The sequence below is a fragment of the Cupriavidus sp. 22TCCZM04-2 genome (assembly GCF_057798895.1).
In genome coordinates, this window is sequence record NZ_JBYOJS010000004.1 from 137,417 (window position 1) to 152,637 (window position 15,221).

The window sequence follows — 15,221 nt, forward strand, 5'->3', positions numbered from 1 at the left end:
AGAATGCATGCCTTTGCTCTGCGGCCGCTCCTATGATTTCCCTATACCAAGAACACCACGGAGCCCGCCATGCCACCCAGTCCAGCCGCCGCAGGCGGCACGCCCGCCGTCCACGCCGGCCCGCTGGGCCAGCTTGCGCTCAGCATGGAGGCCACCTTCGCGCACAGCGCCCGCATGGTGGCCAACCATCTCGACAGCTGCCTGCCGGACGCCGATACGCTGCTGGCCTGCCTGCCGCCCGGCGCGCTGCTGGGCAGCCCGCACGCCTACACGCGCCACCTGGTCTATGCCGATCCGCTCGCGCGGTTTTCGGCCATGTTGCTGGTCTGGCGCCCCGGGCAGTCCAGCCCGGTGCACGGGCATCGCACCTGGTGCGCCTACCGCGTGCTGCATGGCACGCTGGGCGAGCGCCACTACCAGTGGAACCCTTCCACCCGCCGCGCCGCGCAGAGCGGCAGCGTCGAGCGCCATGCCGGCGCCACCTTCAGCGTGCCGGCAGGCTTGCAGCACATCCATGCGCTTGGCAATGCCAGCGACAGCGTTGCCGTGTCGCTGCATGTATACGGCGTGGACCACGACCACATCTCCACCGGCGTCAACCTGCTGGTTGACACCATCGACGCCTGACACGCCGCCCGGTAGCGGCGCCAAGGGCCACGACTTCAGGGAATACCGCATACACCGATGGACCGCTACGACAAACAGATCCTTGCCATCCTGCAGGAAGACGCCACGGTGCCGGTGGCCGAGATCGGTGAACGCGTCGGGCTGACTTCCACACCGTGCTGGCGCCGCATCCAGAAGCTCGAGGAAGCCGGCCTGATCCGCAAGCGCGTGGCGCTGCTTGATGCCGGCAAGCTGAATGCCGGCGTGACGGTGTTCGTCTCGGTCCGCACGAGCCAGCACAACGTCAAATGGCTCAAGCAGTTCCATGCGCTGGTGGCCTCGATTCCGGAAGTGACCGAGTTCTACCGCATGGCCGGCGACACCGATTACCTGCTGCGCGTGGTGGTGCCGGACATCGCCGCCTATGACCGCGTGTACAAGAAGCTGATCCAGGGATCGGAACTCGCCGACGTAAGTTCCAGCTTTGCGATGGAACAGATCAAGTACACCACGGCGTTGCCGCTTGATTATGCGTAGCGCCGGCGCTCAGGCGTCCTGCGTGGCGTCGCCGACGTCGATCGCCAGTTCGTCCCGTACCGCTTCGCCGCGTGCCGCACTGCGCGCCTGGATTTCCCACATCTCCGCATAGCGGCCGCCTGCGCGCATCAGCTCGGCGTGGGTGCCGCGCTCGACGATGCGCCCATGGTCCATCACCAGGATCTGGTCGGCATGAACCACGGTGGACAAGCGGTGCGCGATCAGGAGCGTGGTGCGGTTCTGCGCGAGCCGCATCAGTTCGGCCTGGATGGCCTGCTCGGTGCGCGAGTCCAGCGCGGAGGTCGCCTCGTCGAACACCAGGATCGGCGGATTCTTCAGCAGCGTCCGGGCGATGGCCACGCGCTGCTTTTCCCCGCCCGACAGCTTGAGGCCGCGTTCGCCGACGGGCGTGTCGTAGCCCTGCGGCAGTTCGCGGATGAACTGGTCGATCTGTGCCGCGCGCGCGGCGGCGATGACTTCGTCATGGGTGGCATCGGGCCGGCCATAGGCGATGTTGTAGAAGATGCTGTCGTTGAACAGCACCGTATCCTGCGGCACGATGCCGATCGACCGGCGCAGGCTGTCCTGCGTGATCTCGCGCATGTCCTGCCCGTCGATCAGGATGGCGCCGTCGCTGACGTCATAGAAGCGGAACAGCAGGCGCGCGAGCGTCGACTTGCCCGAGCCGCTGTGCCCCACCACTGCCGTGGTGGTGCCCGCCGCGATCGTGAAATCGACATCGTCGAGAATCACCCGATTCGATTCATAGCCGAAGCGCACATGGCGGAAGCGCACTTCCGCGCCCTGCACCCTGAGCTGCTGAGCGCCCGCGGTGTCGGCCACCTCCTGGTGCGTGCCCAGCAGCACGAACATGCGGTCCATGTCGGTGGTGGCCTGCTTGATCTCGCGGTAGATCACGCCGAGGAAGTTCAGCGGGATATAGAGCTGGATCATCAGCGTGTTGACCAGCACCAGGTCGCCGAGCGTCAGCTTGCCCGCGACCACGCCCACGGTGGCGCGCCACAGGATCAGGATCAGTCCCGCCGCGATGATGGTCTGCTGGCCGAAATTCAGGAACGACAGCGAGTTCTGCGAACGGATCGCCGCGGTGCGGTAGTGGCGCAGGTTCTCGTCATAGCGCTGCGTCTCGTACTCTTCGTTGCCGAAGTACTTGACCGTCTCGAAGTTCAGCAGCGAATCGATCGCCTTCTGGTTCGCGCGCGAATCGAGCTCGTTCATCTTGCGGCGGAAATGCGTGCGCCATTCGGTCACGACGATGGTGAAGACGATATAGCCCACCAGCGCGCAGCCCGTGATGGCGGCAAACCAGATGTCGTAGTGCAGCACGAAGAAGCCGAGCACCAGCGCCATCTCCACCAGCGTCGGCAGGATGCTGTACAGCGAGTACGAGATCAGCGACTGGATGCCGCGCGTGCCGCGCTCGATATCGCGGCTCATGCCGCCGGTCTGCCGGTCCAGGTGAAAGCGCAGCGACAGCGCGTGCAGATGGCGAAACACCTGCAGCGCGATTTCCCGCACCGCGCTCTGCGTCACCTTGGAAAAGAGGATTTCCCGCAACTCCGTGAACAGCGTGGACGACAGCCGCAACACGCCATAGGCCACGATCAGCCCGACCGGCACCACCAGCAGCGCGCGCGGGTCGCCGGCGGTGATGTTCATGCTGTCGATCAGCCGCTTCATCAGCACCGGCACGCCCAGGTTCGCGACCTTGGCCGCCACCAGGCAGACCAGCGCAAGCATCACGCGCCACTTGTAGTGCCAGACATAGGGCACCAGGTTGCGTACGGTCTGCCAGTCGCTGCGCGGCTGGCGTTGGCCGGGGAAGAGCGTGGCGGGCTTTGCGGGGGGCGGTTCCGCGGTCGTGGAATAGCGGCGCATACGATAGAATTCAGGCTAATGGCCGATTGTCGCAGAGATCGCGCCGGCCGGCAGGGCGCCTCCCGGGTGCGTCCGCTCGGCGCGATTGCCGCCTTCCCTTCCTTTCCGGTTTCCCGCCATGAACTCGCCCCATACCGTCCCAGCCCTGCCAGCCGGCAAGAGCCCCGCACTGCGCGTTGTCCCGATGCCCGCCGATGCCAATGTGCATGGCGACGTGTTCGGCGGCTGGATCATGGCGCAGGTGGACATCGCCGGATCCATTCCCGCGGTCGAACGCGCCCAGGGCCGCGTGGCCACGGTGGCCGTGAATTCCTTCCTGTTCAAGCACCCCGTGTTTGTCGGCGACCTGGTGAGCTTCTATGCCGAGATCGAGAAGACCGGCCGCACCTCGATCACGGTATCGGTCGAGGTCTATGCGCAGCGCATGCGGCACAGCAATGAGATCGTCAAGGTGACGGAAGCCACGCTGACGTATGTGGCGACGGATGAGAGCCGCCAGCCGAGAGTGTTGCCGGCGGAGTAAGGCTGAAGGTCGGCAGAATCATCTTGCCGATTGTTGTTTCCCCTCTCCCCTTGATGGGAGAGGAGAGCAAGCCCACAGTAGAGGAAACGCCCTCAGCCGTTCAGCTGAACTTCGTAAAATCCGGCTTGCGTTTCTCGAAGAACGCCGTGAACGCCTCCTTCGCTTCCGGTGCCACCAGCATGCGCCGGAACACCTCGCCCTCCTCGGCCATCTTCTTCTCGACGGCCGCCACGTCATTGCCCTTCATCAGCCGCTTGGTCTCGCGCAGCGACGAGGCCGGCAGCGCGGCCAGCTTGCGCGCCTGCTGCAGTGCAAAGGCGTGCAGTTCCGCCACCGGCAGCACGCGTGTGACAAGACCAAGCTGGTGCGCTTCCTGCGCGCCGAACGGCTCGCCCAGCATCAGCTTCTCGGCGGCGCGCTGGTAGCCGAGCAACCGCGGCAGCAGCAGGCTGGATGCCGCCTCCGGGCATAGGCCCAGCTGCGTGAACGGCAGCGACAGCTTGGCCGTTTCAGATGCATAGACGAAATCGCAATGCAGCAGCAGCGTGGTGCCGACCCCCACGGCCGCACCGCTGACTGCCGCGACGATGGGCTTGCTCGCGTGGCTGATCTGGTCCAGGAACTGGAACACCGGTGCCGGCTCGGTGCCTTCACTGCCTGTCGGCGGGCGCTGCATGAAATCTTCGAGGTCATTGCCGGCGGTGAAGATCTCGTCCTTGCCGCGAATCAGGATGACGCGCACCGTGCTGTCCGCCTCGGCCGCGCGCAGCGCATCGGCCATGGCCTGGTACATTGCCGCCGTGATGGCGTTCTTCTTCTCTGCACGATCGAATTCGATCGTCAGGATGCCCTGGTCAATGCTGGTGCTGATGCTCATGAATGCCTCTCGTGGTGATACGTGGCTGCAATGACGGGATGGGGCGCCGCCAAGGCAGCACCCCATCTGGCACGCTGCGTCAGACGCGCTCGAAGATCCCGGCTGCGCCCATGCCCGTGCCCACGCACATGGTCACCATGCCGTACTGCAGGTTGTGGCGACGCAGCGCATGCACCACGGTGGCCGAACGGATCGCACCGGTCGCGCCGAGCGGGTGGCCCAGCGCAATGGCACCGCCCATGCGATTGACCCTGGCCGGATCAAGCTCCAGGTCGCGCATGACTGCCAGCGACTGCGCGGCAAAGGCCTCGTTCAGCTCGATCCAGCCGATCTGGTCTTGCGTCAGGCCTGCAGCCTTCAGCGCCGCGGGAATCGCTTCCTTCGGACCGATCCCCATGATCTGCGGCGGCACGCCGCGCACCGCGAACGACACGAAGCGCGCGAGCGGCACCAGGTTGAACTGCTTCAGGATCCTCTCGGACACCAGGATCAGCGCGCCGGCACCATCGGACGTCTGCGAGCTGTTGCCGGCGGTCACGCTGCCCTTGTTGGCGAACACCGGGCGCAGCTTGCCGAGGCCTTCGAGCGAGGTATCGAGGCGCGGACCTTCGTCCAGCGCGATGGTGCGCGTCTTGACGCTGACCTCGCCGCTGGCCAGGTTCGGGAACTTCTCGACAATCTCGATCGGCGTGATCTCATCGTTGAATTCCCCCGCCTGCTGCGCGGCAATGGCCTTCTGGTGCGAGGCCAGCGAGAACGCATCCTGGTCTTCGCGGCTGACCTGCCATTGCTGCGCGACCTTCTCGGCGGTCAGGCCCATGCCATAGGCAATGCCAACGTTCTCGTCGCGCGTGAAGATGTCGGGCGACATCGACGGCGAGTTGCCCATCATCGGCACCATGCTCATCGATTCCACGCCGGCGGCGATCATCACATCGGATTCACCCACGCGGATGCGGTCCGCGGCCATCGCCACCGCGCTCAGGCCCGAGGCGCAGAAGCGGTTGACGGTGATGCCGCCCACGGTGTTCGGCAGGCCCGACAGCAGCGCGCCGATGCGCGCCACGTTCAGGCCCTGCTGCGCTTCGGGAATCGCACAGCCGACGATGGCGTCTTCGATCAGCGCCGGGTCGAGCGACGGCACCTGCGCCACGGCGGCCCTGAGGATCATCGCCAGCAGGTCGTCCGGGCGCGTATTCTTGAACGCGCCCTTCGGCGCCTTGCCGATCGGCGTGCGGGTCGCGGCAACGATGTAGGCGTCTTGCAGTTGTTTCATGATGTCGGTTCCTCGCTGCCTTAGTTGCGGACGGGCTTGCCGGTCTGCAGCATGCCCATGATGCGTTCCTGCGTCTTGCTGGTGCCGAGCAGGTCGACGAAGGCCTTGCGCTCGAGCGCGAGCAGCCATTGCTCGCTGACGAGCGAGCCGGCCTCGACGTCGCCGCCGCACACCACTTCGGCGATGCGCGCGGCGATCAGGAAATCGTGCGCGGAAATAAAGCCGCCGTCGCGCATATTGACCAGCGAGGCCTTGATGGTCGCAATGCCCGAGCGGCCGGCCACCGGCACCAGTGCCGGCAGCGGCGCGCGATAGCCGGCGTCGGCCAGCGCGCGCACCTGGTTCAGCGCTACATGGAGCAGTTCGTGCACGTTGAAGACGACCTTGTCCGAGTCCTGCAGGTAGCCCATCTGGCGGGCTTCGAGCGCCGATCCGGACACCTTGGCCATCGCCGCGTTCTGGAAGCGGCTGGTCAGGAACTGCAGGTAGTTGGTGCTGCCGGCCGCCTGCGCTGCGCGCGCTGCCGCCAATGCTGCTTCCTTCAAACCGCCGCCGGCGGGCACCAGGCCCACGCCCACTTCCACCAGGCCGATATAGGTTTCCAGCGCCGCCACGCGTGCCGCCGAATGCAGCATCAGTTCGCAGCCGCCGCCCAGCGCAATGCCCGATGCGGCCGATACCACGGGCACCGCCGCATACTTCACGCGCATCATGCCGTCCTGGAATTTCTTCACGAAGGGCTCGATGCCCTTGGCGCCGCCCATCATGAAGGCCGGCATCGCGGCTTCCAGGTTGGCGCCCGCGGAGAACGGGCCGCCCGGCGCGCCAAGCTGCAGCGATGTCGGCTGCCACACGACCAGTCCCTTGTATTCGGCTTCAGCAAGATCGATTGCGCGCGTCAGGCCGTCGATCACGTCCGGCCCGATGGTGTTCATCTTGCTCTTGAACGAGACCACCAGCACATCGTCCTCGCCCTCGGCGACCCAGATGCGCACGGCGTCGTTCTCCTCGACGGTGCGGCCGGCCTTGCGTGGATCCACGGCGGCCGTGCCCGCCAGCGCGGCGCGGAATACCTGGCGCCGATAGACCGGCAGCGTGCTGCGCGCGATGAACTGCTGCGTGGCCGGCGCCCACGAACCCTGCGCCGCATGCACGCCCTGGTTCTCGGCCACGGGTCCTTCGAACACCCACGCGGGCATCGGCGCATTGGACAGCGCCTTGCCTGCGCCGATATCTTCCTTCACCCACTCGGCCACCTGCTTCCAGCCGGCGGCTTGCCAGTCCTCGAACGGACCCGAGTTCCAGCCGAAGCCCCAGCGGATTGCCAGGTCGACATCGGCCGCCGAACCGGCGATCTGTTCGAGGTACACCGCGATGTAGTGGAACACGTCACGGAACACCGACCACAGGAACTGCGCCTGCGGATTGGTCGATTCGCGCAGCAGCTTGATGCGCTCCGCCGGCGCCTTCTTGAGCATGCGCACGACGATCTCGTCGGCCTTCTTGCCCGACTCGACATACTGGCCGGTCTTGGCGTCGAGCACCTTGATCGCCTTGCCTTCCTTCTTGTAGAAGCCGGCACCCGTCTTCTGGCCCAACGCGCCTGCATCGACCAGCCCTTTCAGCACGGCCGGAGTCTTGTAGACCGGCGCGAACGGATCGTCATGCAGGTTGTCTTGCATGGTCTTGATCACGTGAGCCATGGTGTCCAGGCCCACCACGTCGGCGGTGCGGAACGTGGCCGACTTGGCGCGGCCCAGTTTCGAGCCGGTCAGGTCGTCGACGATGTCGAACGGAATGCCGAATTTCTCGGCCTCGGCGAACACTGCCAGGATCGAGAAGATGCCCACGCGGTTGGCGATGAAGTTGGGCGTGTCCTTCGCGCGCACCACGCCCTTGCCCAACGTGGTGGTCAGGAAGGCTTCGAGCTTGTCGAGGATCTCCGGCTGCGTGGTCGCCGTGGGGATCAGCTCGACCAGGTGCATGTAGCGCGGCGGGTTGAAGAAGTGCACCCCGCAGAAGCGCGCCTTCAGGTCGGCGTCGAAGCCATCGGACAGTTCCGTGATCGACAAACCAGAGGTATTGCTCGCGAAGATGGTATTTGCGCCAAGATGCGGCGCGACCTTCTTGTACAGGTCGTGCTTCCAGTCCATGCGCTCGGCGATCGCCTCGATCACCACGTCGCATTCCTCGAGCAGGGCGATATCGTCTTCGTAGTTGGCGGCCTGGATCAGGCCGGCCTCGTCCTTGATGCCCAGTGGCGCGGGCGAGAGCTTCTTCAGGTTCTCGATGGCGCGCAGCGCGATCCCGCTCTTGGGGCCTTCCTTGGCCGGCAGGTCGAACAGCACCACCGGCACGCGCGCGTTGACGAGATGGGCGGCGATCTGCGCCCCCATGACGCCGGCGCCGAGCACGGCGACTTTCTTGACGATGAAATTGGACATGAGCGCTCCTGATGGATGTGAGCGTTTTGATGAAGGGCGACCCCTCCCTCCTGTCATGAGGAGAGAGGGCAGGCAATCAGGCCGTCAGAACAGGTCGGCGTCCAGCGCCATCAGCGTGGCCGAGCCGGCCCGCGCCTTGCGGATCTCGCCGGCCGTCTCCGGCAGCAGCTTGGCAAAGTAGAAACGCGCCGTCGCCAGCTTGGCGGTGTAGAACTTGTCGCCGCCGCCTTCTTTTTCGAGCGCGATCTTGGCCATGCGGGCCCAGAAGTACGAGAACACCAGGTGGCCCACCACACGCAGGTACGGCACGGCGGCGGCGCCCACTTCGTCTGCATTGCCCATGGCCTTCATGCCGATTTCCATGGTCAGCTTCTGCACCTTGTCGCCCAGGTCGGCAAGCGGGTTGATGAACTCCTGCATCGCTTCGTTGGTGCCCTCTTCCTCGACGAACGCCTGCACGATCTTGCCGAAGGCCTTCATCCTGGCGCCCATGTCGCCGAGGATCTTGCGGCCCAGCAGGTCCAGCGCCTGGATGGTGTTGGTGCCCTCGTAGATCATGTTGATGCGGGCGTCGCGCACGTACTGCTCCATGCCCCATTCGGAGATGTAGCCGTGGCCGCCGAACACCTGCATGCCTTCGTTGGTGCTGGTGAATGCGTTGTCGGTCAGGAAGGCCTTGATCACCGGCGTCAGCAGCGCCACCAGGTCGCCGGCCTGCTTGCGCACGGCCTCGTCGGGGTGCGACAGTTCGCGGTCGATCTGCAGCGCGGTCCAGTAGCTGAACGCGCGGCCGCCTTCGGCATAGGCCTTCTGCGTCAGCAGCATGCGACGCACGTCCGGATGCACAATGATCGGGTCGGCCGGCTTGTCCGGCGCCTTCGGGCCGGTCAGCGCACGCATCTGCAGGCGATCCTTGGCGTAGGCCACCGAGTTCTGGTATGCGACTTCGGTCAGGCCCAGGCCCTGCGCGCCGACGCCCAGGCGCGCGGCATTCATCATCACGAACATCGCGTTCAGGCCCTTGTTGGCCTCGCCCACCAGCCAGCCGCGCGCGCCATCGAGGTTCATCACGCAGGTGGCATTGCCGTGGATGCCCATCTTGTGCTCGATCGAGCCGCACTGGATGCCGTTGCGCTGGCCGGGGTTGCCGCTCGCGTCCGGAATGAACTTCGGCACGACGAACAGCGAGATGCCCTTGGTGCCCTGTGGGGCGTCCGGCAGGCGTGCCAGCACCAAATGGATGATGTTCTCGGCGAGGTCGTGCTCACCGGCGGAGATAAAGATCTTGGTGCCGGTCAGCAGGTAGGAACCGTCGGCCTGTGGTTCGGCTTTCGTGCGCAGGATGCCGAGGTCGGTGCCGCAATGCGGCTCGGTCAGGCACATGGTGCCGGTCCACACGCCCGACACCAGCTTGGGCAGGTACGCCTGCTGCAACGCCGGCGTGCCGTGCGCGTGCAGCGCCTCGTAGGCGCCGTGCGACAGGCCCGGGTACATGGTCCACGCCTGGCTGGCCGAGTTCAGCATCTCGTACAGCACGTTGTTAACCACGATCGGCAGGCCCTGCCCCCCGAAGGCCGGGTCGCAAGCCAGCGCCGGCCAGCCGGCTTCCACGTACTGGTCGTAGGCTTCCTTGAAGCCGGTCGGCGCCTTCACCACGCCGTCGCCGACGTAGGTGCAGCCTTCGCGGTCGCCCACCTGGTTGAGCGGGAACACCACGTCCGAGCAGAACTTGCCGGCTTCCTCGATGACCTGGTTGATGGTGTCCGCGTCGATGTCCGCGTGCGGCGGCATCGCCTTGAGTTCGGCTTCGGCGCCGAGCAGTTCATGAAGCACAAACTGCATGTCGCGCAACGGTGCGGTGTACTGGCCCATCAAAAGCTCCTTGGAGTTTCACGATGCCGCCACGCCGCCCGTGCGCCACCCGACAGGCGGGTGACACGGTCCGTACGCGACAGCCTCAGGTACGGTAAGACTGAATCAGTTTGTTGAGCGCGACCATGGCAAGCTCGGCGCTGTCCGGCAGGCGCAGGAAACGTGCGTCGTGATGCAGGCCCAGTTCAAGGCTGTACATCTCGAACAGCATCAGGCGCGGATCGCTGTCCGCGCGCAGGTGCCCCTCTTCCTTGGCCTGGCTGATGGCACGCGTCAGCGCCGATCGCCAGATGCTGACGCTCTTGACCAGCTCGTCACGCACCAGGCTTTCCGCGCGGTCGTCGTACTCGACGGCGCCGCTGATGTAGATGCATCCCGTCGTCACTTCCTGGATGCGTTTCTCCATCCACCGGCGCACCATCGACCACAGCCGAGGCAGCCCGCGCGGCTCATGCAGAGAAGGGTAAAACACCTCCTGCTCGAACCGCCGGTGATACTCGCGCACAACTTCCACCTGCAGGTCTTCGCGCGAACCGAAATGCGCGAAGACGCCGCTCTTGCTCATCTGCATGCGTTCCGCCAACAGCCCGATGGTCAGACCTTCGAGCCCGTCGCGGGACGACAATTCCAGTGCGGCATCCAGAATCGCCACGCGCGTCATCTCCCCCTTGCGCATCGGCGCGGGGGAAGCGGTGGCGGATTCAAGACGAGCTGACTGGTGTCGCATAATTATTTCTCCGTTCTTGTGGCGCCTTCACTGGGCACCACGTATGACCCTGACGTTGCTTATTGCATGCGGCGGCCGCTGAAATGCCGGTTTTCGCCGCGAATGCACGCAGTCTAAGCCAAAAAAGAACGGTCGTTCAGATTATTCTGTCGCGCCCCGTTGCCATCAAGCTTTTAATTAGACCCACGTTTCTAAACAGGCTGCGTTGCAACATCATCGCGCCGCCTGTTGCTTCAAGCCAAGCAGCCTGCATCGTGCTGCGAAGCAATACGTCGTGCGCCGCCCTAGTAGCGCCCCGTCACGCCGGCGATGACGACGCCAAAGCGCAACACCATGTACGCCGCCCAGTTCGCGACGCGCCTTAGCGAAGAGCGGCGTGCATGGGCTTCGGGCATGACGCGCACGCTGCACTGCGCGATGGCCCGCTCCAGTTCCTCACGCAAGCCGGCGGCGAAGGCCGGATCATAAATGCAGACGTTGGCCTCGCGCGCGAGCAGCAGGCTGAACGGATCCATATTGCTCGACCCGACCGTGGCCCACGACTGATCGACCACGCCGACCTTGGCGTGCAGGAAGCTTTCGGCGTACTCGTAGATCTCGACACCGGCGTCCAGCAAGCTGGCATAGAGCGCATGCGTAGCGAAATGCTGGAGACGGTATTCGATCCTGCCCTGCAACAGCAATCGTACCCGCACGCCGCGGGCGCGGCACGCGAGCAGCGCGCGCCGCATCTTGTGGCCGGGCAGGAAATACGCGTTGGCCAGGATCACGTCGTCACGGGCCACGCCCAGCGCGCGCAGGTATTCGCGCTCGATGGTGCGGCGGTTGCGCAGATTGTCGCGCAGCAGCAGCGCCGCCAGCACGCCACCCGCGGTGTCCCGCCGTGGCGGCAGGTCGGTGACGAGCGGGTAGCCCGCCGCCGCGCCCGCCAGGCCCACGTCGTGCAATTCGCCGCGCAGCGAGAGCCGCCACCACAGCCGTTCGGCCGTCAGTGCAATGCGGTCCACCAGCGGCCCGCTGACTTCGACGGCGAAGTCGTAGCGGGCCCCCAGCCCTGCCTGCTCGAACGGCCCGTGATTGTAGTCGTCGATGATGTTGATGCCACCTACGAACGCCACGCGCCGGTCAATCACCGCCAGCTTGCGGTGCAGGCGGCGCAGGTGCCGGCGCGCCAGCCGAAAGCCGCTCAGGACGCGGTAGACACGCAGTTGCACGCCGCCGTCGCGCAGGCGCTGCGCGAGCTCCCCGGACATGTCGCCGGCACCGAAACCGTCCACCGTGAGCCGTACCGATACGCCGCGCGCCACCGCACGGACCAGCGCGTCGCTGACGGCGCGGCCGACGTCGTCGTCGGCATAGATATAGGTCTCGACGATGACCTGGAAGGCCGCGGCATCGATGGCCTCGATCAGCGCCGGGAAGAAATCGCCCCCCCCGCTGAGCAGGCGTACCTGATTGCCCCCCACCGGCTTGCTATGCCTACCGGCCCAGCGCAGCAGGCGCCGCCGTCCCGCGGGCGCGGCCGTGGTGCCGGTGTCGCCGTCCCGCGCCGCAACCTGCGCCACGGCGGCGGCACGCGTGGCGGCCAGCTTGTCGGTGTCGGATATCCGTGACATGACGCGATTATGGAACACAAGGCGCCATCTGCACATCGTGCGGCGCATCTCTGCTATCGTCGATGCACTCAGGCACCCAGGGACAGCACTGTGAAGGTATTCGGCATCACCGGCTCGTCGGGCAGCGGCAAGACCACGCTGCTCGACGCGCTGATCCCGCGCTTCGTCGCCACCGGCATGCGGGTCAACGGCATCAAGCACACGCACCACGGCTTCGACCCCGATACACCGGGCAAGGACTCCTGGCGCATGCGCGAGTCCGGCTGCAGCAATGTGGTGCTGGTCGGCGCGCGACACATGACGCTGATGCGCCATTACCCCGAGGATGTCCCGTCGCCGGAACTCGACGATGCGCTCGCCGTGCTGCCGGCGGATACCGACCTGGTTCTGGTCGAAGGCTACAAACGCAGCGATTTCCCGAAGCTCGAAGTGTTTCGCCCATCGCTGGGGCGTGCGCCCCTATGGGATGAAGTACCTGGTGTGGTCGCCGTGGCCACCGATGCGCCGCAAGCCGTGGCGCAGATGACGTCCCTGCCGGTGCTGGACCTGGGCGATCCCGACGCGATCTTTCAGTTCATCCACAGCCGGCTGGACCAGGCCCAAACCGGCTAGGCGGCCTTCCCGCCGGCCGCGCTGCCGTCATCGGCGTTCTGTGCCAGCTCCGCCACCAGCGGCACGTGGTCCGAGCGCTGCGCCCAGTCGCGCCCGGTCAGGGCATGCGCCCGCTCGATCTCGAAGCCGCGCACGTAGATGCGGTCGAGTTGCCACCACGGCATGTGGCTCGGAAAAGTATGCAGGCGCGCGCCGCGTGCGTGAGACGCTTCCACCGCGCCAAGCGTGTTGCAGATCTGCGCGTCGAGCCGGTGGTTCCAGTCGTTGAAATCGCCGGCGATCACCAGCGGCGCCGAGGGCGGCACCACGTTGCGCACGCGCTCGACCAGCGCCTCGGCCTGGCGCGCGCGGCTGCGCGCGAACAGGCCGAAATGCACGCAGATCAGGTGGGCTTCCCTGCCGTTCACGTCGGCCACCGCATGCAACAGCCCGCGCTGCTCGAAGCGGTGATCGGAGATATCGAGGTTCTCCGACATCAGGATCGGATGTCGCGACAGGATCGCGTTGCCGTGGTGGCCATGTTCGTAGACAGCGTTGCGCCCATACACGGAGTGCGGGTAAGCATCCGTGGCCAGGTAGTTCAGCTGCGTGTGCTCGGGATCGAACAGCGCCGCGGCGACCAGTCGGTCGTTGCGGTCCTGGACCTCCTGCAGGAACACGATATCGGCGTCCATGGCCTGCAGCCCTGCGCGCACGTTCTGGATTCGGGGGCGGCGCGAAATGCCGGTCACGCCCTTGTGGATGTTGTAGGTGACCACGCGCAGCTTCATCAACCCGCTCCACAGACGGCCGGCCTGCCCGCACCGCGCCAGGCAAGCTGGCGCACCGCCTCCGCGTTGCTGCTGGAGAAGCACTGTTGCGCGGCGGCTTCCCATGGCAGCCAGCGCGACTGCAGGTGCTCGCGTGGCGCAAGCGTCACGGGCAGCGGCCCGGATACGCACAGGCCAAACCAGTGTTCGGTGTTGCGCGTGACGCCGGCCTCATACCGGTGGCGCCACTGCGGATAGATGTCGTACTGGATGGTGTGCTGCCAGTCGGCGAGCTGGTGTTCGCCGGCGATGATGCCGGTCTCCTCGAACACTTCGCGCGCGGCGGTCAGCGCCAGCGGCTCGTCATGGGTGTCCAGGCTGCCGGTCACGGACTGCCAGAAGCCCGGCCGATCGGCGCGCTCCAGCAACAGCACTTGGAGATCTGGCGTGTAGATCACGACCAGCACGGATTCAGGGATCTTGTAGGACATGGAACATGGGTCCGATGGACACCCCCAAGGATAGCGCAGCCGCGCCCGCTTGCGACGCCAATGACCGCCGCGTTCAGGCGGCGTCGCGTTCGGTTTCGGGGTGCATCGGGTCGATGCTCAGCCAGGTGTCGAAGACGTCGGGCGCGTCGCCGTGCCCCCAGGCTTCGCGCAGCTGCTGCATCAGCGGCGCAAGCGCTTCCCGGTAGCGCAGCGCGGCGTCGCGCGCCTGGAATGCCAGGTCGTCGGCACTGCCCTGCGCCTGCTCGCGCAGGATGCCGCGCTGCTGGACGATTTCCTTTTCGCGCTGGCCCAGGGCGTTGTACTTCTGGATCAGGAAGCGCTGGTGATCGCCGGCTTCCTCACGCTGTGCCGAGCGGGCGTTCGCCTGTTCGAAGCGCATCACGATGCTGGCGGTCTCCTGCTCGACGTGGGCCGCCTCGGCCTCGAGCGCACGGAGCGCGTCCTGCCGGCGCAGGGCGTCGCGGCGGCTGTCCTGCACGCGCGCGGCTTCTTCCTCGAAGGTGCGCTGCGCGAACAGGTAGGCCTGCACCACGGGCTGCGGCGCCACCACCAGCAGCGGATCGGCACCGGCGGCACGCTGGCCGCTCAACAGGGCATCGTCGGGAATGCGCAGGTTGCCCAGCTCTTCCAGCCAGCGGCCGCGCGCCATCACGGCGGCCACGGTGTCCAGCGCCACGTGGCGCAGGGCGTCGGCACGCTTCGATTCCACCGGCTCGACCACGCCCCCCCCGCTGGTCGCCTGCGCGGCGGCGTGGGCAATGTCGGGCACACAGGCCGCCACTGTCGTTGCCACCGATTCCGACATGGCCCGCGCCGACTTGCGTACCGCGCGGCGCAGCTCGAAGCGTGCCAGCAGCATCATGACCAGGCCGGCCACCAGCCAGGTCACGAGCGTTTCGGCATGGGCCAGCAGGAACTGGCGGATCAGGTCTGTATCCAGGTTCACGTTATTTTCCTCCCGCGCGCCGGCC

14 protein-coding genes are annotated in these 15,221 nt (G+C 66.2%); 4 read left to right on the forward strand and 10 right to left on the reverse strand.

The window, feature by feature from the left end:
• Nucleotides 1-69: 69 nt before the first annotated feature.
• Nucleotides 70-627 carry a cysteine dioxygenase family protein gene (locus AC3FKG_RS08555; protein ID WP_488742855.1) on the forward strand — a complete coding sequence of 186 codons (558 nt, stop codon included), beginning with the start codon at nt 70-72 and terminating at the stop codon, nt 625-627.
• A gap of 57 nt (nt 628-684) precedes the next feature.
• Nucleotides 685-1,143 (forward strand): Lrp/AsnC family transcriptional regulator, encoded by a 459-nt coding sequence (locus AC3FKG_RS08560; RefSeq protein ID WP_211948812.1) that lies wholly within the window; start codon nt 685-687, stop codon nt 1,141-1,143.
• A gap of 9 nt (nt 1,144-1,152) precedes the next feature.
• On the opposite strand, the gene AC3FKG_RS08565 is transcribed toward AC3FKG_RS08560, so the two are convergent.
• The gene (locus AC3FKG_RS08565) at nt 1,153-3,042 is read right to left on the reverse strand and encodes an ABCB family ABC transporter ATP-binding protein/permease (protein ID WP_483710431.1); all 1,890 of its coding nucleotides are present in this window, start codon (nt 3,040-3,042) and stop codon (nt 1,153-1,155) included.
• 118 nt (nt 3,043-3,160) lie between these two features.
• Here AC3FKG_RS08565 and AC3FKG_RS08570 point away from each other — a divergent pair, with 118 nt between their 5' ends.
• Nucleotides 3,161-3,565: an acyl-CoA thioesterase gene (locus tag AC3FKG_RS08570; protein ID WP_483710430.1), complete on the forward strand. Its 405-nt coding sequence runs from the start codon at nt 3,161-3,163 to the stop codon at nt 3,563-3,565.
• Between the two features lie 100 nt (nt 3,566-3,665).
• Here the strand turns inward: AC3FKG_RS08570 and AC3FKG_RS08575 are convergent, their stop codons facing one another.
• The 6 genes from AC3FKG_RS08575 to clsB form a co-directional block, all read right to left on the reverse strand.
• Complete coding sequence (locus AC3FKG_RS08575) at nt 3,666-4,442, reverse strand: enoyl-CoA hydratase (protein ID WP_483710429.1); 777 nt, start codon at nt 4,440-4,442, stop codon at nt 3,666-3,668.
• A gap of 79 nt (nt 4,443-4,521) precedes the next feature.
• Nucleotides 4,522-5,721 (reverse strand): acetyl-CoA C-acyltransferase, encoded by a 1,200-nt coding sequence (locus tag AC3FKG_RS08580; protein ID WP_488742965.1) that lies wholly within the window; start codon nt 5,719-5,721, stop codon nt 4,522-4,524.
• 17 nt (nt 5,722-5,738) lie between these two features.
• Nucleotides 5,739-8,162, reverse strand: coding sequence for a 3-hydroxyacyl-CoA dehydrogenase/enoyl-CoA hydratase family protein (locus AC3FKG_RS08585; protein WP_488742856.1), 2,424 nt, complete (start codon nt 8,160-8,162; stop codon nt 5,739-5,741).
• A gap of 84 nt (nt 8,163-8,246) precedes the next feature.
• Nucleotides 8,247-10,034 carry an acyl-CoA dehydrogenase C-terminal domain-containing protein gene (locus AC3FKG_RS08590; protein ID WP_488742857.1) on the reverse strand — a complete coding sequence of 596 codons (1,788 nt, stop codon included), beginning with the start codon at nt 10,032-10,034 and terminating at the stop codon, nt 8,247-8,249.
• Nucleotides 10,035-10,119: 85 nt separating this feature from the next.
• Nucleotides 10,120-10,710, reverse strand: coding sequence for a TetR/AcrR family transcriptional regulator (locus AC3FKG_RS08595; RefSeq protein WP_211948946.1), 591 nt, complete (start codon nt 10,708-10,710; stop codon nt 10,120-10,122).
• 335 nt (nt 10,711-11,045) lie between these two features.
• Nucleotides 11,046-12,377 (reverse strand): cardiolipin synthase ClsB, encoded by a 1,332-nt coding sequence (gene clsB, locus AC3FKG_RS08600; protein WP_488742858.1) that lies wholly within the window; start codon nt 12,375-12,377, stop codon nt 11,046-11,048.
• Between the two features lie 90 nt (nt 12,378-12,467).
• On the opposite strand from clsB, the gene mobB reads away from it, so the two are divergent.
• A complete protein-coding gene (mobB, locus tag AC3FKG_RS08605; RefSeq protein ID WP_488742859.1) occupies nt 12,468-12,989 on the forward strand; it encodes a molybdopterin-guanine dinucleotide biosynthesis protein B in 522 nt (173 codons plus the stop codon).
• Here the strand turns inward: mobB and AC3FKG_RS08610 are convergent.
• From AC3FKG_RS08610 to AC3FKG_RS08620, 3 genes are all read right to left on the reverse strand, one after another.
• A complete protein-coding gene (locus tag AC3FKG_RS08610; RefSeq protein WP_483710424.1) occupies nt 12,986-13,759 on the reverse strand; it encodes an endonuclease/exonuclease/phosphatase family protein in 774 nt (257 codons plus the stop codon). The genes mobB and AC3FKG_RS08610 overlap by 4 nt on opposite strands.
• On the reverse strand, nt 13,759-14,229 hold the full coding sequence (gene nudB / locus AC3FKG_RS08615; RefSeq protein ID WP_483710423.1) for a dihydroneopterin triphosphate diphosphatase: 471 nt from the start codon (nt 14,227-14,229) through the stop codon (nt 13,759-13,761). Before nudB ends, AC3FKG_RS08610 begins: the two co-directional genes overlap by 1 nt.
• Before the next feature lie 73 nt (nt 14,230-14,302).
• The gene (locus AC3FKG_RS08620) at nt 14,303-15,196 is read right to left on the reverse strand and encodes a hypothetical protein (protein ID WP_488742860.1); all 894 of its coding nucleotides are present in this window, start codon (nt 15,194-15,196) and stop codon (nt 14,303-14,305) included.
• Nucleotides 15,197-15,221 lie beyond the last annotated feature (25 nt).

Excerpts from the sequence above, each read along its gene's own strand:
- AC3FKG_RS08575 (WP_483710429.1), bottom strand. The coding sequence starts at position 4,442 with ATGAGCATCAGCACCAGCATTGACCAGGGCATCCTGACGATCGAATTC.
- nudB (WP_483710423.1), bottom strand. The coding sequence starts at position 14,229 with ATGTCCTACAAGATCCCTGAATCCGTGCTGGTCGTGATCTACACGCCA.
- AC3FKG_RS08595 (WP_211948946.1), bottom strand. The coding sequence starts at position 10,710 with ATGCGCAAGGGGGAGATGACGCGCGTGGCGATTCTGGATGCCGCACTG.
- AC3FKG_RS08565 (WP_483710431.1), bottom strand. The coding sequence starts at position 3,042 with ATGCGCCGCTATTCCACGACCGCGGAACCGCCCCCCGCAAAGCCCGCC.
- AC3FKG_RS08610 (WP_483710424.1), bottom strand. The coding sequence starts at position 13,759 with ATGAAGCTGCGCGTGGTCACCTACAACATCCACAAGGGCGTGACCGGC.
- AC3FKG_RS08560 (WP_211948812.1), top strand. The coding sequence starts at position 685 with ATGGACCGCTACGACAAACAGATCCTTGCCATCCTGCAGGAAGACGCC.
- AC3FKG_RS08590 (WP_488742857.1), bottom strand. The coding sequence starts at position 10,034 with ATGGGCCAGTACACCGCACCGTTGCGCGACATGCAGTTTGTGCTTCAT.
- AC3FKG_RS08570 (WP_483710430.1), top strand. The coding sequence starts at position 3,161 with ATGAACTCGCCCCATACCGTCCCAGCCCTGCCAGCCGGCAAGAGCCCC.
- AC3FKG_RS08555 (WP_488742855.1), top strand. The coding sequence starts at position 70 with ATGCCACCCAGTCCAGCCGCCGCAGGCGGCACGCCCGCCGTCCACGCC.
- AC3FKG_RS08585 (WP_488742856.1), bottom strand. The coding sequence starts at position 8,162 with ATGTCCAATTTCATCGTCAAGAAAGTCGCCGTGCTCGGCGCCGGCGTC.
- clsB (WP_488742858.1), bottom strand. The coding sequence starts at position 12,377 with ATGTCACGGATATCCGACACCGACAAGCTGGCCGCCACGCGTGCCGCC.